The 21,338-nt window shown below is 63.2% G+C and carries 19 protein-coding genes; 13 read left to right on the top strand and 6 right to left on the bottom strand.

Annotated features, from left to right (window positions below; all coding sequences use genetic code 11):
* Positions 1–7 precede the first annotated feature (7 nt).
* From B7O88_RS07070 to B7O88_RS07050, 5 genes are all read left to right on the top strand, one after another.
* Positions 8–646, top strand: coding sequence for an urea amidolyase associated protein UAAP2 (locus B7O88_RS07070; RefSeq protein ID WP_088274640.1), 639 nt, complete (start codon positions 8–10; stop codon positions 644–646).
* A 111-nt stretch (positions 647–757) separates the two neighbouring features.
* The gene (gene uca, locus B7O88_RS07065) at positions 758–4,372 is read left to right on the top strand and encodes an urea carboxylase (RefSeq protein WP_088274638.1); all 3,615 of its coding nucleotides are present in this window, start codon (positions 758–760) and stop codon (positions 4,370–4,372) included.
* Positions 4,373–4,520: 148 nt separating this feature from the next.
* The gene (locus tag B7O88_RS07060; protein ID WP_088274636.1) at positions 4,521–5,951 is read left to right on the top strand and encodes an alanine/glycine:cation symporter family protein; all 1,431 of its coding nucleotides are present in this window, start codon (positions 4,521–4,523) and stop codon (positions 5,949–5,951) included.
* Positions 5,952–6,005: 54 nt separating this feature from the next.
* A complete protein-coding gene (locus B7O88_RS07055; RefSeq protein ID WP_088274634.1) occupies positions 6,006–7,409 on the top strand; it encodes an aspartate ammonia-lyase in 1,404 nt (467 codons plus the stop codon).
* On the top strand, positions 7,406–8,431 hold the full coding sequence (locus B7O88_RS07050) for an asparaginase (protein WP_088274632.1): 1,026 nt from the start codon (positions 7,406–7,408) through the stop codon (positions 8,429–8,431). Before B7O88_RS07055 ends, B7O88_RS07050 begins: the two co-directional genes overlap by 4 nt.
* On the opposite strand, the gene B7O88_RS07045 is transcribed toward B7O88_RS07050, so the two are convergent.
* Positions 8,428–9,255 carry a helix-turn-helix transcriptional regulator gene (locus B7O88_RS07045; RefSeq protein WP_088274630.1) on the bottom strand — a complete coding sequence of 276 codons (828 nt, stop codon included), beginning with the start codon at positions 9,253–9,255 and terminating at the stop codon, positions 8,428–8,430. The two genes, B7O88_RS07050 and B7O88_RS07045, sit on opposite strands and share 4 nt — an antisense overlap.
* Before the next feature lie 186 nt (positions 9,256–9,441).
* Between B7O88_RS07045 and B7O88_RS07040 the strand changes: the two genes are divergently transcribed.
* From B7O88_RS07040 to B7O88_RS07025, 4 genes are all read left to right on the top strand, one after another.
* Positions 9,442–11,028: a peptide chain release factor 3 gene (locus B7O88_RS07040; RefSeq protein WP_088274628.1), complete on the top strand. Its 1,587-nt coding sequence runs from the start codon at positions 9,442–9,444 to the stop codon at positions 11,026–11,028.
* A 296-nt stretch (positions 11,029–11,324) separates the two neighbouring features.
* Complete coding sequence (locus B7O88_RS07035) at positions 11,325–12,122, top strand: TatD family hydrolase (protein ID WP_088274626.1); 798 nt, start codon at positions 11,325–11,327, stop codon at positions 12,120–12,122.
* 34 nt (positions 12,123–12,156) lie between these two features.
* Complete coding sequence (locus tag B7O88_RS07030; protein WP_088274624.1) at positions 12,157–12,627, top strand: hypothetical protein; 471 nt, start codon at positions 12,157–12,159, stop codon at positions 12,625–12,627.
* Between the two features lie 12 nt (positions 12,628–12,639).
* The gene (locus B7O88_RS07025; RefSeq protein ID WP_088274622.1) at positions 12,640–13,458 is read left to right on the top strand and encodes an SDR family oxidoreductase; all 819 of its coding nucleotides are present in this window, start codon (positions 12,640–12,642) and stop codon (positions 13,456–13,458) included.
* Here B7O88_RS07025 and B7O88_RS07020 read toward each other — a convergent pair whose 3' ends face one another.
* On the bottom strand, positions 13,459–14,490 hold the full coding sequence (locus B7O88_RS07020) for a Leu/Phe/Val dehydrogenase (RefSeq protein ID WP_088274620.1): 1,032 nt from the start codon (positions 14,488–14,490) through the stop codon (positions 13,459–13,461). It abuts the gene before it with no gap.
* 111 nt (positions 14,491–14,601) lie between these two features.
* On the opposite strand from B7O88_RS07020, the gene B7O88_RS07015 reads away from it, so the two are divergent.
* Complete coding sequence (locus B7O88_RS07015) at positions 14,602–15,459, top strand: Tim44 domain-containing protein (protein WP_088274618.1); 858 nt, start codon at positions 14,602–14,604, stop codon at positions 15,457–15,459.
* 215 nt (positions 15,460–15,674) lie between these two features.
* Here the strand turns inward: B7O88_RS07015 and B7O88_RS07010 are convergent, their stop codons facing one another.
* Together B7O88_RS07010 and B7O88_RS07005 are read right to left on the bottom strand one after the other, a co-directional pair.
* A complete protein-coding gene (locus B7O88_RS07010) occupies positions 15,675–16,229 on the bottom strand; it encodes a response regulator transcription factor (protein WP_088274616.1) in 555 nt (184 codons plus the stop codon).
* Positions 16,229–17,497, bottom strand: coding sequence for an ATP-binding protein (locus B7O88_RS07005; protein ID WP_088274615.1), 1,269 nt, complete (start codon positions 17,495–17,497; stop codon positions 16,229–16,231). Before B7O88_RS07005 ends, B7O88_RS07010 begins: the two co-directional genes overlap by 1 nt.
* 152 nt (positions 17,498–17,649) lie before the next feature.
* Here B7O88_RS07005 and B7O88_RS07000 point away from each other — a divergent pair, with 152 nt between their 5' ends.
* Complete coding sequence (locus tag B7O88_RS07000; protein ID WP_228245402.1) at positions 17,650–18,351, top strand: SIMPL domain-containing protein; 702 nt, start codon at positions 17,650–17,652, stop codon at positions 18,349–18,351.
* A gap of 31 nt (positions 18,352–18,382) precedes the next feature.
* On the opposite strand, the gene B7O88_RS06995 is transcribed toward B7O88_RS07000, so the two are convergent.
* Positions 18,383–18,598, bottom strand: coding sequence for a hypothetical protein (locus B7O88_RS06995; protein WP_088274611.1), 216 nt, complete (start codon positions 18,596–18,598; stop codon positions 18,383–18,385).
* Between the two features lie 62 nt (positions 18,599–18,660).
* On the bottom strand, positions 18,661–19,344 hold the full coding sequence (locus B7O88_RS06990) for an energy-coupling factor ABC transporter permease (protein WP_088274609.1): 684 nt from the start codon (positions 19,342–19,344) through the stop codon (positions 18,661–18,663).
* Positions 19,345–19,491: 147 nt separating this feature from the next.
* Here B7O88_RS06990 and B7O88_RS06985 point away from each other — a divergent pair, with 147 nt between their 5' ends.
* Both B7O88_RS06985 and B7O88_RS06980 read left to right on the top strand, forming a co-directional pair.
* Complete coding sequence (locus tag B7O88_RS06985; protein ID WP_088274608.1) at positions 19,492–19,668, top strand: DUF3094 family protein; 177 nt, start codon at positions 19,492–19,494, stop codon at positions 19,666–19,668.
* A gap of 105 nt (positions 19,669–19,773) precedes the next feature.
* Positions 19,774–21,099: an NAD(P)/FAD-dependent oxidoreductase gene (locus B7O88_RS06980; protein WP_088274606.1), complete on the top strand. Its 1,326-nt coding sequence runs from the start codon at positions 19,774–19,776 to the stop codon at positions 21,097–21,099.
* The last annotated feature ends 239 nt before the right edge of the window (positions 21,100–21,338 follow it).

Here is a 21,338-nt window from a genome sequence, read left to right as displayed (position 1 = left end):
GGACAACATGATCAAGCACAGCTCCCTGCTCCCCGAGAACGCCGCCTCGCGCACCACCATCGGCGCCGGCGATTACTACATCGGCATCGTCAAGGCCGGTCAGACCCTGCGCCTGCTAGACCTGGAAGGCAATCAGGCCGCCGACACCCTGTTCTTCAGCGCCGCCAATCCGGTCGAGCGCTACAGCGCCACCGACACCATCCGCGAACAGGGCAACGTCTACCTGACCGCCGGCTCGGTGATTCGCTCGAACGAAAACAACCCGATGCTGGAAATCGTCGCCGACACCTGCGGCCGTCACGACACCCTCGGCGGCGCCTGCGCCAGCGAAAGCAACACCGTCCGCTACGACCTGGAAAAGCGCTGCATGCACTCGTGCCGTGACAGCTGGATGCTGGCCGTGGCCGAGAACCCGCAGTACGGCATCGGCAAGCGCGACATCACCCACAACATCAACTTCTTTATGAACGTGCCGGTCACCGCCGAGGGCGGCCTGACCTTTGAGGACGGCATCTCAGGCGCCGGCAAATACGTCGAGCTGACCGCGCTGATGGACGTCGTGATCCTGATCTCCAACTGTCCGCAGCTGAACAACCCGTGCAACGGCTATAACCCGACGCCGGTTGAGTTGCTGGTCTGGAACTGAGGGAACCACGGAGAAGCTACCTGCGGTCCCCGTAAAACGTGACACAACATCTTCAGTGGACGACCACTGTCGTAAGAAGCAGCCTGGGACGGCCCGGCAAAGGCTAGCGACATGTTCAACAAGGTTCTGATCGCCAACCGTGGCGCCATCGCCACCCGTATCATCCGCACCCTGCGCAAGCTCGGCGTCGGCTCCGTTGCCGTCTACGCCGAATGCGACGCCGACAGTCTGCATGTGCGGCTGGCTGACGAGGCCTACAGTCTCGGCGAAGGCGCCGCTGCCGACACCTACCTGCAGGTCGACAAGCTGCTGGCTATCGCCGCCGACACCGGCGCCCAGGCCATCCACCCCGGTTACGGCTTCCTCAGCGAGAACGCCAACTTCGTGCGCCGCTGTGAAGCCGCCGGTGTCGCCTTCATCGGCCCGACGCCCGAACAGATGCTGGCCTTTGGTCTCAAGCACCGCGCCCGCGAACTGGCCGAGCAGGCCAATGTGCCGCTGCTGCCGGGCACCGACCTGCTGACCGATCTGACTGCTGCCAAGGCAGAAGCCGCGCGCATCGGCTACCCGGTCATGCTCAAGAGCACCGCCGGTGGCGGCGGTATCGGCATGCAGCTGTGCCACAGCGAAGACGAACTGGCTGGTGCCTTCGACAGCGTCAAGCGCCTTGGCGCCAGCAACTTTGCCGACGATGGCGTGTTCCTGGAAAAATTCATCGCCCGCGCCCGGCATATCGAGGTGCAGGTGTTTGCCGATGGCAAGGGCAGCGCGCTGGCACTCGGTGAGCGCGACTGCTCCAGCCAGCGCCGCAACCAGAAGGTAGTGGAAGAGTGCCCGGCACCGAATCTGAGTGACGCGGTGCGCAGCGAGCTGCACGCCACCGCTGAAAAGCTGCTGTCCAGCGTCAGCTACCGCAACGCCGGCACCGTCGAATTTATCTACGACGCCGACAGCCATCAGTTCTACTTCCTTGAGGTGAACACCCGCCTGCAGGTCGAGCACGGCGTCACCGAAGAGGTGTTCGGCGTCGATCTGGTCGAGTGGATGGTGCGCCTGGCCGCCGGCGAGGAGCTTGACCTGAACGCCCGTCGCACCAGCCTTGCGCCCAAGGGCCATTCCATTCAGGTACGCCTGTACGCCGAAGACCCGTTTCGCGACTTCCAGCCCTGCGCGGGCCTGCTGAGCGAAGTGGCCTTCCCGTCCGGTGACGGCATCCGCATCGACCACTGGATCGAGTCCGGGCTGGAAGTGCCGCCCTACTTCGACCCGATGCTGGCCAAGGTCATCGTCCACGCTGAGGACCGCGCTGCGGCGCTGACCAAACTGCAGAACACCCTGGACGCGACCCGCCTGTACGGCAGCGAAACCAACCTCGACTACCTGCGCGCGCTGACCCGTGACCCGGCGCTGCTGGCTGGCGAGGTCACCACCCGCTACCTCAACAGCTTCCGCTTTCAGCCGGCGCGCATCGACGTGCTGGCCGGCGGCACCCAGACCACCATTCAGGACTTTCCGGGCCGCACCGGCAGCTGGGATGTCGGCGTGCCGCCGTCAGGTCCGTTCGACAGCTACGCTTTCCGCCTCGGCAACCGCCTGCTGAACAACCCGGCAGACGCCGCCGGGCTGGAAATCACCCTGCAGGGCCCGACCCTGCGCTTTGCCAGCGCCAGCCAGATCGTGCTGAGCGGTGCGGAAATCGACGCCAAGCTGGATGATCAGCCGCTTGCCGCCTGGCAGGTGATCGACGTCGCCGCTGGCCAGACCCTGACCCTCGGCCGCATCAAGGATGCCGGTGCGCGCGCCTATCTGGCGGTGCTCGGTGGCCTGCAATGCCCGGACTACCTCGGTTCCAAATCGACCTTTACCCTCGGCCAGTTCGGTGGCCACAACGGCCGCGCGCTGCGCACCGGCGACGTGCTGCATCTGAGCGCGTCGGCCAGCACGGTCGCGGCGGCAGAGGTACCGAGCGAGCTGCGCCCGGCAATCAGCAACCAGTGGGAGCTGCGGGTAATCTACGGCCCGCACGGCGCGCCGGACTTCTTTACCGGCAAGGATATCGACAGCTTCTTCACCACCCACTGGGAAATTCACTACAACTCCAGCCGCACCGGCGTGCGTCTCATAGGTCCGAAACCGGAGTGGGCGCGCAAGGACGGCGGCGAAGCCGGCCTGCACCCGTCCAACATCCACGACAACGCCTACGCCTTCGGCACCGTCGATTTCACCGGCGACATGCCGGTGATCCTCGGCCCGGACGGCCCGTCACTGGGCGGCTTCGTTTGCCCGGCAACCGTCATCACCGCCGACCTGTGGAAACTCGGCCAGCTGCGCGCCGGTGACAAAGTGCGCTTTGTACCAGTCAGCATTGAGCAGGCAGTTGCGCTGGAAGCGGCGCAGATCAAGCAGATCGACGCACTGGCCGCCGCACCGGTTGAATGGCAGCCGGTCGCGGTAGACACACCGATTCTCAAACGCCTGCCCGCCGAGCAGTTCGGTGACGAGATCGTCTACCGCGCCGCCGGCGACCACTTTCTGCTGGTCGAGTACGGCGAGCAGATGCTGGATATCCGCCTGCGTTTCCGCGCCCACGCGCTGATGCAGTGGCTGCAGCAGAACCCGGTGGCGGGTCTGCGTGAGCTGACACCGGGCATCCGCTCACTGCAGGTGCATTTCGACAGCCAGCAATTGAGCCATGACGCCCTACTCGACCATCTGCTCAAGGCCGAGCAGGCGTTGTCGGAACGCCTCAACGAACTGGCGGTGCCCTCACGCATCGTGCATATCCCGCTGTCGTGGGATGACGAGGCCTGCCAGCTGGCGATCGAGAAATACACCCAGTCGGTGCGCAAGAACGCGCCCTGGTGCCCGAGCAACCTGGAATTCATTCGCCGCATCAACGGGCTGGACAGCATCGACGACGTCAAGAAGGTGCTGTTCGAGGCGTCCTATCTGGTCATGGGCCTGGGCGACGTCTACCTCGGCGCGCCGGTGGCCACGCCCACCGATCCGCGCCACCGTCTGGTGACCACCAAGTACAACCCGGCGCGCACCTGGACCGCCGAGAACTCGGTCGGCATTGGTGGCTCCTACCTCTGCGTCTACGGCATGGAAGGCCCCGGCGGCTATCAGTTCGTCGGCCGTACCCTGCAGATGTGGAACCGCTACCGCCAGACCCGCGAGTTCAGCAAGCCCTGGCTGCTGCGTTTCTTTGACCAGATCCGCTTTTATGAAGTCAGCCACGAGGAGCTGCAGCAGATTCGCCGCGACTTCCCGCAGGGCCGCTATCCGCTGCGCATCGAGGAAAGCCAGTTCAGCCTCGCCGAGCACGAAGCCTTCATCAACGACAACGCCGATGACATCGACGCCTTCAAGGAGCAGCGCAACGCGGCGTTCGCCGAAGAGCTGCGCCAGTGGCACGCCAACGGCCAGTTCAACTTCGAAAGCGAGGAGCTGGAAAGCAGCGACGAGAATGTCAGCTGGCCGGAAGACAGCGTCGGCGTCGACAGCCCGGTATCCGGCAGCCTGTGGCAGGCCGAGGTCAAGGTCGGTGATACCGTCAAGGCCGGGCAAACGCTGCTGATTCTCGAATCAATGAAGATGGAGATCCCGCTGCAGGCGCCGTGCGACGGTGTGGTAACCCATGTACTGCAGCAGCCCGGTGGGCGGGTGCAGGCCGGTCAGCCGCTGGTGGTGCTGCGCGACGAGGCATTGGAACAGATCGCCTGACGCAGAAAAACAGACGCTATATGATGCTATAAACGCATCAGATAGCGTCTTTTCGTATCAGTTTACAAACTCCCCAAGCGCGTACTCGCGCGTTTCAATGAGCCTCCCCAACCGACAATAAAATTCGGCTCACCGAAAGGAGTAGATCATGCTATCCGCCCTCAGCGACCTGCTGTGGAGCAAGATTCTGATTGCCATGCTGGTCGGCATCGGAGTCTGGTTCACCATCGCCACCCGCTTCGTTCAGTTTCGTTACTTCGGCAAGATGTTCGGCATCCTCACCGCCAAGCACCACGAGGCGGATGGACGCCACCTCAGCTCCTTTCAAGCGTTGATCCTGTCGGTTGCCGGCCGGGTTGGCGGCGGTAATATCGCCGGCGTAGCAGTCGCCATCACCCTCGGCGGCCCCGGCGCGATCTTCTGGATGTGGGTTGTCGGCCTGATGGGCATGGCGACCAGCTTTATCGAATGTACCCTCGCCCAGCTGTACAAGACCGCCGAGCCGGATGGCGCCTACCGTGGTGGCCCGGCGCACTATATCGAGCGCGGTCTGGGTCGCAACTGGAAGTGGCTGGCGATGGTGTACTCGGTCCTGCTGCTGGTGACCTTCGGTATCGGCTTTATCGCCCTGCAGTCCTATGCGGTCGCCACCTCCCTGCAGGATGCGTTCAGCATTCCGCTGTACTACAGCGGCATCGGCCTGGCACTGGTGGTCGGCCTGATCATCTTCGGCGGCGTCAAACGTATCGCCCAGGTCGCCGAAGTGCTGGTGCCGATCATGGCTGGCGGCTACCTGCTGATCGCCGTGGTGGTACTGGGCCTGAACTTCAGCGAGATTCCCGCGACTCTCAAGCTGATTGTGGAAAGTGCCTTCGGCATTGGCCCGGTGGTTGGCGGCGGTATCGGCGCGGCGATCCTGATGGGCGTCAAGCGCGGCCTGTTCTCCAACGAGGCAGGCCTTGGCAGCGCGCCCAACGTGGCGGCGGTGGCCTTCGTTCCGCACCCGGCCAATCAGGGTGTGGTGCAATCGTTCTCGGTCTTCATCGACACCATCGTGCTGTGCACCTGCACCGCGCTGATCATTCTGATGGGCACCGCGTATGACCCGACGCTGGGCGACGCCAGTCAGGGCGTGGCCTTGACCCAGGCCTCGCTGGCAACCCATATCGGCGAATGGGGCCGCGTGTTCGTCAGTATTGCCATGCTGCTGTTCGGCTTCAGCACCGTGCTCTACAACTACTACCTCGGTGAGAACAGCGTCAGCTACCTGACCACCGGCCGCAGCAACGAGTTTGTGATGAACGGCTTCCGGGTGGTGGTGATCTGCCTGTGCTGTCTGGGCGCGATCATGGATCTGGGCACCGTATTCGGCTTCGCCGACCTGACCATGGGCCTGCTGGCACTGGTCAACCTGATTGCCCTGACCCTGCTGTTCAAGACCGGCAAACGCGTGCTCGCGGACTACGACCGTCAGCTCAAGAGCGGCAACAAGACGCCGACCTTCCACGCAGAAGAGTACGCCGACCTGGATCTGGACCACGAGTCCTGGCCGGCCAGCCAGCGCAACGACAACCACTGACCCCTGCCCCGAGCGCCGGGCCCCCGGCGCTCCGTTTCCTTTGGAAGCACACCCATGAATACTCGCTCAGAACACGATCTGCTTGGTGATCTCGATGTACCCGAAGATGCCTGGTACGGCATCCAGACCCTGCGTGCGGCGGCCAACTTCGCCATTACCGGGGTGCCGATTTCCCACTTCCCGGAGCTGATTCAGGCACTGGCGCAGGTGAAACAGGCCTCGGCGCTGACCAACCGCGACTTCGGCCTGCTCAGTCAGGAAAAGACCGACGCCATCATCTCCGCCTGCGAAGACATCGCCAGCGGTCTGTATCACGACCAGTTCATCGTCGACGTCATTCAGGGCGGCGCCGGCACCTCGACCAACATGAACGCCAACGAGGTGATCGCCAACGTCGCACTGGCCAAGCTGGGGCACGGTCGTGGCGAGTACCGCTATCTGCATCCGAATGACGACGTCAACCGCTCGCAGTCAACCAACGACGCCTACCCGACCGCCGCGTGCCTCGGCATTCAGTTTGCCGCCGACAATTTCGTCCCCGCGCTGGCCTCGCTGAAGGCCGCACTGGAAGACAAGGGCCGCGAGTTCGCGCATATCCTGAAGATGGGCCGCACCCAGCTGCAGGACGCCGTTCCGATGACGCTGGGGCAGGAATTCGACGCCTTTGCCGTCAACCTCGGCGAAGATATCGACCGCATTCGCGAAGCCTGCGCGCTGCTGTGTGAGGTCAACCTGGGCGGCACCGCCATCGGTACCGGCATCAACACCCCGGACGGCTACTCGGCCAAAGTGGTCGCACGGCTGGCCGAGGTGTCCGGCAAGCCGCTGGTCCCGGCCTGCAACCTGGTCGAGGCGACGTCCGACATGGGCGCCTTCGTGTTCTTCTCCGGTATCCTCAAGCGCCTGGCGATCAAGCTGAGCAAAATGAGCAACGACCTGCGCCTGCTCTCCAGCGGCCCGCGCACAGGGCTAGGTGAAATCCAGCTGCCGCCGATGCAGCCCGGCTCCTCGATCATGCCGGGCAAGGTCAACCCGGTGATTCCCGAAGCCATGAACCAGACTGCGTATCAGGTCATCGCTGCGGATCTGGCGGTGACCTTGGCCGCCGAGGCCGGGCAGCTGCAGCTCAACGCGATGGAGCCGATGATCATCTACAACCTGCTCAACTCGCTGAAGATGCTCAAGGAAGCCTGCCAGATGCTCGAACATCGCTGCATTCGTGGCATTATCGCCAACGAACAGGCCTGCGCCGCCCACGTCGACAACAGCATCGGCATCATCACCGCGCTGGTGCCGCACATCGGCTACAGCAACGCCTCGCGCATCGCCCATACGGCGCTGATGACCGGCAGCACGGTCAAGGCGCTGATCATCGAGGAGAACCTGATGAGCGAATCGGAACTCAACCGTCTGCTGAGCCCGCAGTCCATGCTGGCACCGCAAAAGGTCGCCTCATGACCGCCGAGGTGCTGATCCTCCACACCGGCGGCACCATCGGCATGGTGCCCGGCCCGCACGGGCTGGCACCGGCCCCCGGTCTGCGCCAGCGCATCGAGCAGCAGCTGGGCAGCAGCCTGCAACAGCTGCCCAGCTTCGATCTGCTGGAGATCGACCCGCTGATCGACAGCGCCAATATCACCCCGGCGCACTGGCAGCAGCTCGCCGCGCTGCTGGCCGAACACTGGGACCGCTATCGCGGCTTCATCATTCTGCACGGCACCGACACCATGGCCTACAGCGCTGCGGCGCTATCGTTCATGCTCGGCGCCAGCGAACGCAACGTGCTGTTCACCGGCTCGCAAGTCCCGCTCGGGCTGCCGCGCAGCGACGCGGTGGCGCACCTGCAGGCGGCGCTGCAATTGGCAGCCGGGCCGTGCCTGCGCAATATCGGCCTGGTGTTCAACAACCGGCTGCTCAACGGCAGTCGGCTGCGCAAGGTCAGCAGTCAGCAGTTCCAGGCCTTCGACACCCCCAACGCGGCGCCGTTGGCCGAGCTGAATATCCGCCCGCAGCTGTATACCGAGCGATTGCTTGGCGAAGCCGTCGCCAGCCGTCACCCGCGCGAAGCAGCGGCGCTTCAGTTCCAGCCGGGGGCCGTTGCCATGCTCTGTCTGCATCCATCGATGCCGGCAGCCCTGTACGACGCGATTCTGGCCGACAGTCACTGCAAGGCGGTGGTGTTGCAGAGCTTCGGCGCGGGCAACGTGCCCAGTCGCGACCCCGCGTTTGATGCCTTTATCAAGCGCGCCAACGCCCGCAACAAGGTGGTGGTCAACGTGACACAGTGCCTGCAGGGCGGCATCAGCCCCGGCGCCTACGCCGCGAGCGCAGGTCTGGGAGATCAGGGGGTACTGAGCGGCGGTGACATGACGCCGGAAGCGGCGTTCTGCAAGCTGCACTGGTTGCTGGCGGGTGGCCGCGATACAGCAGCCGTAATCCGCGACTGGTCACTCAACCTGAGCGACGAACGTACGCTCTAAAACCGCGCCCGGAAGTGCCACTCGCCCGGGCCAATGTCGTTGCGGATCGCCGCGCGGATATCCGCATCCAGCGCCGGGTCGTCACAACTGTAGAGCCCACACAGCGCCAGCACGCGCTGACGATCCACTTCACGCCCCAGATATTCGTACAGCACCCGCGTGCAGCACGGCACCCGCTCGCCGCTGCCAGAAACGCCAATGCGCAACCCGGTCAGCCGGTCCACCCGATTGCGGAACGAAGGATAGAGTACCGTCTGGGTCATCTCGAAGTTGGTCAGGGTTTCGTAGTCGGAGAGAAAGATACGGTCCGACAGGAACTGCACCATGCCGCGATACACCCCGTGAAACGGTTTGCTGCCGGGCCGCTCACGAATCCGCTCGGTACGCTGGTAGTAGGTCTTGCCGTCGTGCTCTTCCAGACACACCAGGGTACGCAGGATGCTGCCCGGATAGGCCATCGACAGGTAGTACTCGAAGTAGTAGCCCAGATACTTGTCGAGCCCGTTCTGGCCGGCACGGTTCAGCCGCTGCAGGTATTGCTGCTCCAGCGAGTCGGGCTGTAACGGCAGCAACGCCGTTCGCTCGCCCTGCTGCGGGCGCACCTGAATCAACCGCTGGAACTGGCCGTGGGGCAACAGCATCTCGTGAACTTCAACACCGAAAAAGTCGCACAGTCGGCGCATGGTGCTGTCGGACGGTCGATTGATGCCGTTCAAATAGCGATTGAACTGAGGGCGGTTGATACCCAGCCGTCGACACACCTCGGCGGTGGACTTGTAGTAGCTGCACAGCAGCCGCAGGTTGTCGCCAAAATCATCGTGCATGGTCGCCCTCACTCGTGACCGCAATGGTAGTTCAAACTGCCGGCAGGCGACACCGGGCGCTGTACACGTTTTAGCCTTTGTCATCCCCCGCCCGATCAGCGACAATACGCAGCTATTTTTCAAGCCTCGTCCGGACCCGGCCTGCACCGTGCAGCGACCGCGTCCCGCCACTACTCAGTAGCCGACATGTCCAACGCCATCGAAAAAGAAGTCGCCAAACGGCGCACCTTCGCCATCATCTCTCACCCGGATGCGGGTAAGACCACCATCACCGAACGTCTGCTGCTCATGGGCCAGGCGATCAGCGTGGCCGGCACGGTCAAATCGCGTAAATCCGACCGCCACGCCACCTCCGACTGGATGGCGATGGAAAAGGAGCGGGGCATTTCGGTGACCACGTCGGTGATGCAGTTCCCCTATCGCGACGCGATGGTCAACCTGCTCGACACCCCCGGCCACGAAGACTTCTCGGAAGATACCTACCGCACCCTGACCGCGGTGGACTCGGCGCTGATGGTGCTCGACGGCGGTAAGGGTGTCGAGCCGCGCACCATTGCGCTGATGGACGTCTGCCGCCTGCGCGACACGCCCATCGTCAGCTTCGTCAACAAACTCGACCGCGACATCCGCGACCCGATCGAACTGCTCGATGAAATCGAGGCGGTCCTGAACATCAAGGCCGCCCCGATCACCTGGCCGATTGGCTGCTACCGCGATTTCAAGGGCGTCTACCACCTGGCCGACGACAAGATCATTGTCTACGTCCCGGGCCACGGTCACGAGCGCACCGAGCAGCAGGTCATCGATGGCCTGGACTCCGATGCCGCCCGCGCCCATCTGGGCGATCTGTACGACGACTTCGTCGAGCAACTCGAACTGGTACAGGGTGCCTGCCACGAGTTCGATCAGGACGCCTTCCTCAAGGGCGAACTGACTCCGGTATTCTTCGGTACGGCGCTGGGCAACTTCGGTGTTGATCAGGTGCTGGACGCCATCGTCGACTGGGCCCCGCGCCCGCAACCGCGCGCCAGCCACGAGCGTGAGGTACAGCCGACCGAAGCGCCGTTCACCGGTTTCGTGTTCAAGATTCAGGCGAACATGGACCCGAAACACCGCGACCGTATCGCCTTCGTGCGCATTTGTTCCGGCCGCTACGAAAAGGGCATGAAGCTGTTCCACGTGCGCACCGGCAAGGAAGTGCGCATCGCCGATGCGCTGACCTTCTTCGCCGCCGAGCGTGAGCATCTGGAAGAAGCCTGGGCCGGCGACATCATCGGTCTGCACAACCACGGCACCATCCAGATCGGCGACACCTTTACCGAAGGCGAGAAGATCGGCTTTACCGGCATCCCGCACTTTGCCCCGGAACTGTTCCGCCGCGTGCGCCTGAAAGACCCGCTGAAATCCAAGCAGCTGCGCCAGGGCCTGCAGGAACTGGCCGAGGAAGGCGCCACCCAGGTGTTCTTCCCCGAGCGCAACAACGACATCATCCTCGGCGCAGTCGGTGTACTGCAGTTCGACGTGGTCGCCGAGCGCCTGAAGCAGGAATACAAGGTCGAGTGCATGTACGAACCGGTCAACGTCTGGTCCGCCCGCTGGGTCGAATCAGGTGATCGCAAGAAACTCGACGAATTCAGCAAGAAGGCCACCGAGAACCTCGCGGTCGATGGCGGCGGTCACCTGACCTACCTGGCGCCGACCCGAGTCAACCTCAGCCTGACCGAAGAACGCTGGCCGGAAATTGAATTCCGCGCGACGCGAGAGCATCACTGAGCCGCTACGTGGCTCAGCTGCAAGCCTCAAGCCTCAAGCTGCAAGTAACACCCGTGCGGTCACCAGCTGCGCGGGTGGTTTGAGGGCACTGCAACTGCAAACGACCGCGATAACCCCCACCGCACTCCCGCAGGGCCCACAGTCTGTCCTCGCTTTTCGCTTTTCGCTTTTCGCTTGTAGCTTGTAGCTTGTAGCTTGTAGCTTGTAGCTTGTAGCTTGTAGCTTGAGGCTTGCAGCTGAGCCGCGCAGCGGCTTCCAGCTTGCAGCTCGCTACGCGTAAGCGTAGCGTTCCCCCCATGCCCTATATCGACACCCACACCCATCTCGACTTCGCTGCCTTCGACCCTGATCGCGATCAGGTGTTGAGCGACTGCGCGCGCCTGGGTGTCGAGCGGCTGGTGCTGCTGGGTGTCACGCAGCGCAACTGGGATCGAATCTGGCAGCTGTGCCGGCAGCACGACAATCTGTTCGCTGCCTTTGGATTACACCCGATGTTTATGGACGAGCACCGTGACGGGCACATTGGCGCATTGCAGCAAATACTGGCAGAGCGGCTGGACGATCCGCGCTGCTGCGCCGTTGGCGAATACGGGTTGGACTACTGGGGCAAGAACGCAGACCGCAACGCCCAGCAGCAGTTGTTCGAGGCGCAGTTGCAGCTGGCGGTCGATTGCCGTCTGCCCAGTTTGCTGCACGTGCGCCGCGCCCACGCCGATGTGATCGCCACACTCAAGCGCTACCGCCCGGCGCGCGGCGGCATTATCCATGCTTTCAGCGGCAGCCCGGAAGAGGCCCGCGAGTACCACAAGCTGGGCTTCAAGCTGGGCCTGGGCGGCGCCGCCACCTGGCCGCAGGCAACCCGGTTGCGTCAGACCATCGCGCTGCTGCCCGGTGAGCAACTGGTGCTGGAAACCGACTCGCCCGACATGGCGCCGGCCTTCCACGCCCACCAGCGCAACAGCCCCGCACTGCTGCCACAGATAGCCAAAGAGCTGGCCGCCCTGCGTGGCGAATCACTCGACGAGTTCAGCGCCCGGTGCTGGCAGAACAGTTGCGAGCTGTTTCAGTGGTCGCCGCCAGCCCTCCCGGCTTGATAGAGTTATAGCCTGTTCCAAGGAGGACCAACCCATGCCCTACGGCATAGCCCTGTTTCTGATCTGGCTGGTACTGCTGTTGCGCTTCCCGCGGGTGATGCTGCCGGTCAGTGCCGTCGTTGCAGGCCTTGCCCTGCTGCTTGGTGCGATCATGGGTGTGCTGCAGTGGCAGCAAAGCCAGCGCATCGACCATCTCGCCTTCGACCTCAGCTATCAGCCCGACAGCTGCCCGTTCGGCCAGCCGCTGGCGGTCCGCATTCATAACGGCGGTGAGCTGACCGCACGCAATATCAGCTGGCTGCTGTGGGTTAACCAGCCCGGCTACAACTCCAACCTGGTCGACGTTGCCAGCAGCGATCAACGCTTTACGCTCGGCCCCGATCTGCTACCCGGCGCCGATACCCTGGTCTGCTACAGTCTGCCGCGGCTGCGCCGTGGCTACCGTGAATCCGAGCTGCAATACCGCGCTGATGCGGTGCGAGCCGACTTTATCGAAGAACAATAAGGAGCCCCACCCATGACCCAACCCGTCGCCCTGATCACCGGCTGTTCGTCCGGCATTGGTCAGGCTTTGGCGCTGGCCTGCCTGGACGCCGGCTATCAGGTATTCGCCGCCGCGCGCCGTGTCGACACCCTGACCCCGCTGACTGACAAGGGCGCCATCGCCATCGAACTCGATGTGAATGACGCGACCCAGCGCAGGCAGTGTGTCGAGCAGATTCGCGAGCAGGCCGGGCGCCTGGACCTTTTGGTCAACAACGCCGGGTACGGTGCCATGGGGCCAATCATGGATGCCGATCGCGAGACCCTGCTGCGCCAGTTCGACACCAACGTCTTTGCCCCGCTGCAACTGGTTCGCGACAGCGCCGAGCTGCTGCGCACCGCTAAGGGCCTGATCGTCAATATCGGCAGTGTGTCCGGCGTCACCACCACGCCGTTCTCCGGCGTGTACTGTGCCTCCAAGGCGGCGCTGCATGCGATTTCCGACGCGCTGCGCATGGAGCTGCATCCGTTCGGCATCCAGGTCATGACGGTCATGCCGGGGGCCATTGCCTCGGACTTCGGCAATAACGCCACCGCGGCGATCACCATGGCCGACAGTTCCTGGTTCAAGCCCTGGGAAAAAGCGGTACAGGCCCGCGCCAAGGCCTCGCAAAACGCCCGCTCAACCAGCGCGAAAGACTTTGCCCGCGAGCTGCTCGGCTACATCGGCAACCCGGTGCGGCCGGAGAACGTGCTGATCGGCTCCGGCGCGCGCAGCATGGTGCGCCTCAAGCGCTGGCTGCCGACATCGATCCTCGACAAGCGGATGCGCCAGCGCTTCAAGCTGGAGTAATCAGAGCGCGTCCTCGTCATAGAGCAACTGCTCCGCCTGCCGGTCGGCCACTTCGGCAGGCGAGCGCCCCTGCGCAAGGCTCTGTTCAAAGATCGAATCGAGCCGGCTGCCGATATTCCTGATCCGCCCCGCAATGTCGCCGGCCGCAACGCCCCGGTGAGTCAGCGCGACATGCAACAGACCACCCGCATTGATGACGTAGTCGGGCGCATACAGAATCTCGCGCATCCGCAACTGTTCGCCCAACGCTGGCTCGACCAGCTGGTTATTGGCGGCGCCGGCCACCACCGCGCAGCGCAGCCGGGTGATGCTGCGCTGATTGATGACGCCGCCCAGGCCGCAGGGTGCAAACACATCACAGGGCGCCTCGTAGACGGCATCCGGGGCCAGTGGCTTGGCGCCGAGTTCCTCTTCAGCCAGCCGCACCCTGCCCTGATCCAGATCGGCCACCAGCAGCTCGGCGCCCTCGGCCTGCAGCAGCTGCGCCAGCGCATATCCCACATTGCCCAGCCCCTGCAGGGTGACGCGCACCCCGTCGAGCGATTCCTGACCGAGCCGCGCCCGCACCGCCGAACGTATCCCGGCCAATACGCCGAGCGCCGTGTGCGGCGAGGGGTCACCGGCATGCGTAGTGCTGGTCACGTGGGCGGTTTGCTGGGCAATGCAGTCCATATCGGCGCTGCTGGTGCCGCTGTCCATCGCCGTGATGTAACCCCCACGCAGCGATTCAATACAACGGCCAAAGGCCTCGAACAGCGCGGCCCGATCGGCAATGTGCGGCTGACGCAGAATCACCGCCTTGCCGCCGCCCTGGTCCAGCCCCGCCAGCGCTGCCTTATAGCTCATACCGCGGGCCAGACGCATGGCGTCAGCCATAGCGTCGTCGACACTGTTGTAGGCGAGATACCGGCACCCGCCAAGCGCCGGGCCCAGACGCGTATTGTGGATCGCAACAATGGCTTCGAGTCCGGTCGCCTGGTCGGAAAAGAAGTGCAACCCTTCCATACGTTCGGCACGCATCGCTGTAAACATGTACGCTCTCCCGCTTTCTTCGGTTGTCTGAAACAACCATACACACTAAACCCGTTCCTTGCCTGCGCCTCTTTGGCAAACTTGGGATCCCCTGTATTCGGAGGTTATTACATGCGTTGGTTGTTGCCGTTTTTTACCGTGATGCTGATGGTTGTTGTCAGCACACCTGATGCCGAAGCCCGCCGCATGGGCGGTGGCAAGAGTTTCGGCAGCGCGCCGACCCACCAGAGCGCACCCGTTCAGCGTCAGGCTGCACCGCGCGATCAGCAAGCGGCTCCCAACCGTCAGCAAACCGCTGCGGGAGCAGCCACCTCTGGCGCCAGCCGCTGGCTGGGCCCGCTGGCCGGTATCGCCGCAGGTGGCCTGCTGGCGTCCATGCTGTTCGGTGACGGCTTCGAGGGCATTCAGCTGTTCGACATTCTGCTGTTCGGCCTGATCGCCTTTGTTCTGTTCAAGCTGTTCAGCCGCCGCCCGCAGGCCGCGCAGCAGCGCCAGCCGCAATGGCAGCCGGCCGGCGGAGCGCCCATGCAGCGCGAGCCGGTGCAGAACTGGGAGCCAGCGCATACCGCACAGCCCGCTGCCGCTGCGCCGATTGACGCCCCGGCCTGGTTCGACGCCGAGGTATTCCTGCGTGGTGCCAAGGAGCATTTCTATACCTTGCAACGCCACTGGCGTGACGGCGACAGCGCCGGCATGGCCGAGTACCTGAGCCCCGAGCTGCTGCAGCAACTGCTGGCCGCACGCGAGGAATCGCCGCCAACCGCCAATGGCTTCGTCGACGAGCTGACCGCGCGTCTGGACGGCGTCAGCCAGGCCAACGGACGCACACTGGTAACCGTCAGCTTCAATGGCCTGGACCGAGACAGCGCCGAAGACGCAGGCCAGTGGTTCGATGAAAGCTGGGCGCTGGAACGCGCCGATGGCGACAATCAGCCGTGGATTATCACGGGAATTCGGCAGAACGGCTGAGCGCGCCGCAGGCGCGCACTTAGCTGCAAGCTGCAAGCTGCAAGCTGCAAGCTGCAAAGAATGTGCTCGCCTGCTGGGCCGTCAACTGCTTCCTGAAAGACTTTGACGCCATTGCCCGCCTCAAGAAAAAACCGCGCGATTAGCATCAGCGCGGTTTTTTCTTGTAGCTTGTAGCTTGTAGCTTGTAGCTTGCCGCTTGCAGCTGGCGCGAAGCGCTAGCGGCGCACCGGCCTCTTCTGCAGTTTGCGCTGCAGGGTCCGGCGGTGCATGCCCAGCGCCCGAGCGGTGGCAGAGATATTGCCGTCATGTTCGGCCAGTACGCGCTGGATATGCTCCCACTGCAGCCGGTCGACCGACATCGGGTGTTCGGGCACCAGCGACTCGGGATCGGCCTGTTCCGACAGCAGGGCAGTCAGAACGTCGTCGGCATCGGCGGGTTTGCACAGGTAGTTGCAGGCGCCGCGCTTGATCGCCTCTACGGCGGTGGCAATGCTTGAGTAACCGGTCAGGATCACGATACGCAGATCAGGGTACAGCTCCAGCAGCTTCGGCATCAGCACCAGCCCGGAGTCTCCTTCCATCTTCAGGTCCAGCACCGCGTAATCGGGCCGACGCTCACGCGCGATGCGCATGGCTTCGTCTGCTCCGCCTGCGGTTTCTACCTGCAAGCCACGGCGACTCAATGCCCGCGCCATGACCCGGGTAAAGGTCGGATCGTCATCCACCATCAGCAGCAGCGGCTGATCTTCCTGAATCGTCTCTTCAGTCATCAATTTTCTCCTGTCACCACCGGCAACCGTACTTCGGTGAGGGTACCACCACCATCCTGATTAAACAGCTTTACACTGCCGCCCAATCGCGAAACGGCGGCCTGACTGAGGAACAGCCCAAGCCCGAACCCCTTCTTGCCCTTGGTCGTGACAAACGCGGTACCCAGCTGTTCGGCAATATGCAACGGCACACCCGGACCATGATCCCGGATACGCAGAATAATCTGGCCGCTGTTCCAGTGCAGACTGATCTGAATGTTGTCCGGACAGGCATCAGCGGCATTGTTCAACAAGTTGAGAATACCCTGACCCAGCTCAGGCGTCGCCCGCAACAGAGGCGCAGGCTCCTGCGGCAGGGGTTGCAGTTGCCAAGACGCCTCGGGGCGCATCAGTTGCCAGCGCGCCAGCATCGCACGCAGCCACTCGTCACCCGCCTGTACCTTCTCCGGTTGACGGCGACTGTCTTCCGCACTGCGCACCATGTGCTGCAGGCTCTCCTTGCATAGCTTAACCTGCTCCTGCAGAACGGTAAGGTCCTCCTGCAACTGCGGATCACTGTAATCCTTGCTAATTTCCTTGAGCAGCACACTCATGGTCGACAGCGGCGTAGACAGCTCATGGGCGGCGCCGGCGGCCACGCTCGCAATCCCCAGGAGTTGAGCATCTCGCGCGCTCTGCTCGCGGCGCTCGGCCAGCCGATCGGCGTGCAGACGCAGCGCGTCGGCCATCCGCACGACAAACAGGCTGATCAGGCCGGCGCTCATGGCAAAGTTGAGCCACATGCCGATGACGTGCAGATTGATCAGGCCGCCGGCGAGTGGAATCTCGAAGGCGTTGAGCGGCATATACCAGACCAGCAGCGCACTGTAGGACGTCACCGCAACGATCGCCAGGATGGCGGTGAAGAACCAGGGGAGCGTCGCGGCGGCAATGGTCAGCGGTACAAGATAATAAGACACGAAAGGGTTGGTCGGGCCGCCCGAGTAATAAAGCAGGACGCTGTGGATCGCCATATCGAACAGCAGCTGCAGGGCGTACTCGACACTGGTGACCGGCCAGCTGCTGCGCAGCCGCAGCAGCGTCAGAATGCTTACTCCCGCCGAGACACTCAGGGTGATCAGCAGCGGCGTCCAGGGTAATGGAAACCAGCCGCTGAGATAGGCTGCCATTACCGATATGCTTTGGGCCAGCAGGACCAGCAGACGAATCAGTACTACCCGCCAGAGATTCTGACTCGACGGCGAGAGGGCCAGCGTATTGAGGCTCATAAGGGTTCGGTGCGGCACGCAAAAAACTCCAGTATAGGAAGCTCGACGAATGGCGCCGAGGTGACACAGGGTCGCACAATCAGGCGCAGTCGGGAATCGGGAACCAGCAGCGTTTGCATGGGTCTGACTGTGCACTGAACAAGGAGAACACCATGGGTAAACCACTTCTGCCAATGACTGGCCTGCTGCTCGCCGGATCGCTGCTTGCCGGCGGCGCCCAGGCGGATGACATCCGCTACAACCAGATATCGCTGCGCACCCAGGTCGAGCAGGCGGTCAATCATGACACCATGCAGGTGACCTTCTACACCGAAGCCCAGGACCGCGACCCGGCCAAGCTGGCCGAAACCATTACCCGCCGCCTCAATGCCGGTCTGGAAACCGCACGCAAGGCCAGCGGCATCCGCGTCAGCAGCGGTAACCGCAGCAGCCACCCGGTCTATGACGAAAAGGGCGAGAATATCGTGGGCTGGCGTGAACGCGGTGAGATCAGCATCGAGGGCAGTGACTTCGCGGCCATCTCGGCGCTGACCGGCCAAATGCTTGGCGAACTCAGCCTCGGCAGCATGCAGTTCAGCCTGTCGGCCGACAGCCGCAGACAAACCGAGGACCAGCTTATCGCCAAGGCCATCGAGGCGTTCAAGGCCCGCGCCGATATCGCTACCCGCAGCCTTGGCGGCAGCGACTACAAGATTGTCAACCTGAACCTCAATACCCAGTACATGCAGCCAATGCGCTACCGCGCCGAAAAGGTCATGATGGCTGCCGACATGTCAGGCAGCGCGCCTGAGGTGGAAGGCGGCCAATCCGACGTCACTGTAAGCGCCGACGGCGTGATCGAAGTGCGCGACTGACCTGTCAGCAACAACCGTTCATGCGCCCTGCTCAGGGGCGCATGAAAGCGTACTCTTCATCGTCATCCAGGTTGTTGGCGAGAAAGTTCAGTTCACTGGCAATATCCTGCTGCGTGCGCGCCTTTTTGTAGACCGCAATGACTTCACTCATCAGCGCGCGGGCCAGCGCCTGCTCGTCATGGCCGGCAGCGGCGGCCTTTTCGATGGCCTCAGCCATGACCTGTTTGGCAATTGTGTAGGCAGACATGTCTTCTCTCCTCTGTGGTAGCTCATTTGAACACCCGGCACGGCGCACGACATTGATCTGCCTCAGGATTTGTCATCGTCCAATGGCGCCTGCAGGTAACGATCGGTATTGAACGTCTCAACCCAGTCCGGATGAAAGACAATCAGCGCGGCGATTACCGTGCCATTGATAAAGGCCTCGGGAAACATGACCAGCAGCAGATACCCAAACAGCTCGACCAGGCTGTCCGGCGCCTGCAACTGGCCGGACCAATGCAGCAACCCCATGCCACTGAGCACCGTACCCACCGCGCTGACACCGGCGGCAAAGAAGCCACTGATGAAGATATACAGAAACAGATTTCGGGGCTGCCTCGACTCCAGCGCCCGGGCTATCGCCACCGTGATCAGCACCGGCACCAGCAACCGCAGCAGACCGTTGGCTCCCAGAGCAGCAACGTCGTCCTGACCCAGCAGCACCAGCGCCAATTGCGCCAGCGCACCGGCCACCAGTGCCAGCGGCCAGTCGAGAATCAGAGTCACTGCGGTTACACCGATGAAATGCATGGTCAGACCGCTATCGAACTCGCGGCGAACCAGCCAGAGTACGGCCAACGCAAACGCGCTGCCGTAAAACAGATGCTGACGACGGCTGTCGGCGATCAGCTCAACCCAGCTGACCCGCGCCAGCGCCCACAGCGTGGCCGCGCCGTAAATCAGCAGACAAAGCGTCAACTGCAGGGGTGTCAGTAGTGCATCGGACAGCATGGCGACCTCCAGAGCCGGTGGCAGCGATGATAGCAGGCTGATCCAAAGGAGTAATGCAATCGCCCCGGCAAGGGTCTAGAATGACCGCAAAGTCAGTCAAGCCTTAGCCGCAGCAACGTACTGCAACGACACAAGAAGGCCATCCCAATGCCCAGCCGACTCCACCCCGAAGACCAGAAGCGCGTTGACGAATACCTGTCCTCCCCGGTTCACCGGGTCGAGCGCCGCCCTTTTCGCGTATGGATCCTGATCGCCCTGGTGGCGGGCTCGGTCATTGGTCTGGGCCTGCTGTCACGCCTGCTGGCCCAGTTTGCGGTTGCCTGATCATTCGGCCAACCGGTCACTGCCCGCCACCCCAGCCCTGACGCCCAGCGTGCCCGCTTTCGGCCGTTGACTGACGCCCGTTTCCATTATCCGTGAGAAACCAAGATGTCAGACTCCAACGCATCTCCCGCAGTACCACCGCGCATTGTCGTTGTCGGCGGCGGCGCCGGCGGGCTTGAGCTAGCCACCCGACTGGGGCGCAAACTGGGCCGCAAGGGCAAGGCCAGAATTACCCTGGTCGACGCCAACATGACCCACATCTGGAAGCCGCTGCTGCACGAAGTCGCCGCCGGCTCGCTCAATTCGACCGAAGATGAGCTGAATTACGTCGCCCAGGGCAAGTGGAACCACTTCAACTTTCAGTTGGGCGCCATGACGAGTCTGGATCGCGAGCGTCGGACCATCCAGCTGGCCGCCATCCATGACGAGAACGGCGACGAGCTGATCGCCCCACGCGAGCTGGACTACGACTACCTGGTGATCTCCGTCGGCAGCACCACCAATGACTTCAATACCCCGGGTGCAGCCGAGCACTGCCTGTTCCTCGACACCCGCGCCCAGGCCGAGCGCTTTCATCGCAGCCTGCTCAATCAGTACATGAAAGCGCAGGCAAGCGAACGTGGCACCACCCGAGAGCCCATCAACGTTGCCATCATTGGCGCCGGGGCCACCGGGGTTGAACTGTCTGCGGAACTGCACCACGCAGCTCAGATGCTGCGGGCCTACGGCTTCAACCGGATCAGCCCGGAAGACCTCAATATCAACATCATCGAGGCCAGCCCGCGCCTGCTGCCGGCACTGCCGGAACGCATCAGCGGCCCGGTGACCGAAATCCTGCGCGACCTCGGCGTGCACCTGCACACCGGATCACCGGTCAAGGAGGTCAAGGCAGACCGACTGGTACTCGGTAACGGCGAAGAGATTCCCGCCAGCCTGAAGGTCTGGGCTGCCGGCATTCGTGCGCCGGCATTTCTGGCAACCCTCGGCATGCCGACCAACCGGATCAACCAGCTGGAAGTGGACCGCACCCTCAAGGTCAACGGCGAAGAGCGCATCTATGCCTTCGGCGACTGCGCCGCCTGCCCCACTGACGAGCCCGGCAAGTTTGTTCCACCACGCGCGCAGGCCGCCCACCAGCAGGCCAGCCTGCTGGCAAAAAACCTCTGCCGCCTGCTGGAAGGCAAGCCGCAGAGCGAATACACCTACCGCGACTACGGCTCGCTGATCTCGCTGTCGAGCTTCAGCGCCGTCGGCAACCTGATGGGCAACCTGACCGGTAACGTGATGCTGGAGGGGCGTCTGGCAAGGATGTTCTACGTGTCCCTCTATCGCATGCACCAGATGGCCCTGTACGGCGTTCCACGTACGTTGATGCTGATGTTGAGCGACCAGTTCGGCCGACCGACCGAACCGCGCCTGAAGCTGCACTGAGCGCCTCTGAGGCCACCAACAAACCCCGCCACGTGCGGGGTTTTGTTTTGGTGCGTCGCGAACTATCGACTGGGTGGCGCGACAGGCAAGAGACCAAAGCCGTTAACCAAATAGCCGAATGATGGAGTGGGCACCGGGGTTCGTCCCGTTTACGCGGGCGAGTAGCGCAGGGCCGGCGGGAAAAAGAGTCGCAGCATGTTTGAGGGGCGCAGCCCCGAGTTCTGCGACTCCCCGTCGGC

Origin of the sequence: Halopseudomonas aestusnigri, assembly GCF_002197985.1 — a bacterium.
GTDB lineage: Bacteria > Pseudomonadota > Gammaproteobacteria > Pseudomonadales > Pseudomonadaceae > Halopseudomonas > Halopseudomonas aestusnigri.
Note: the sequence above shows the minus strand (reverse complement) of the source record. Positions and strands in the feature narration are given on the sequence as shown.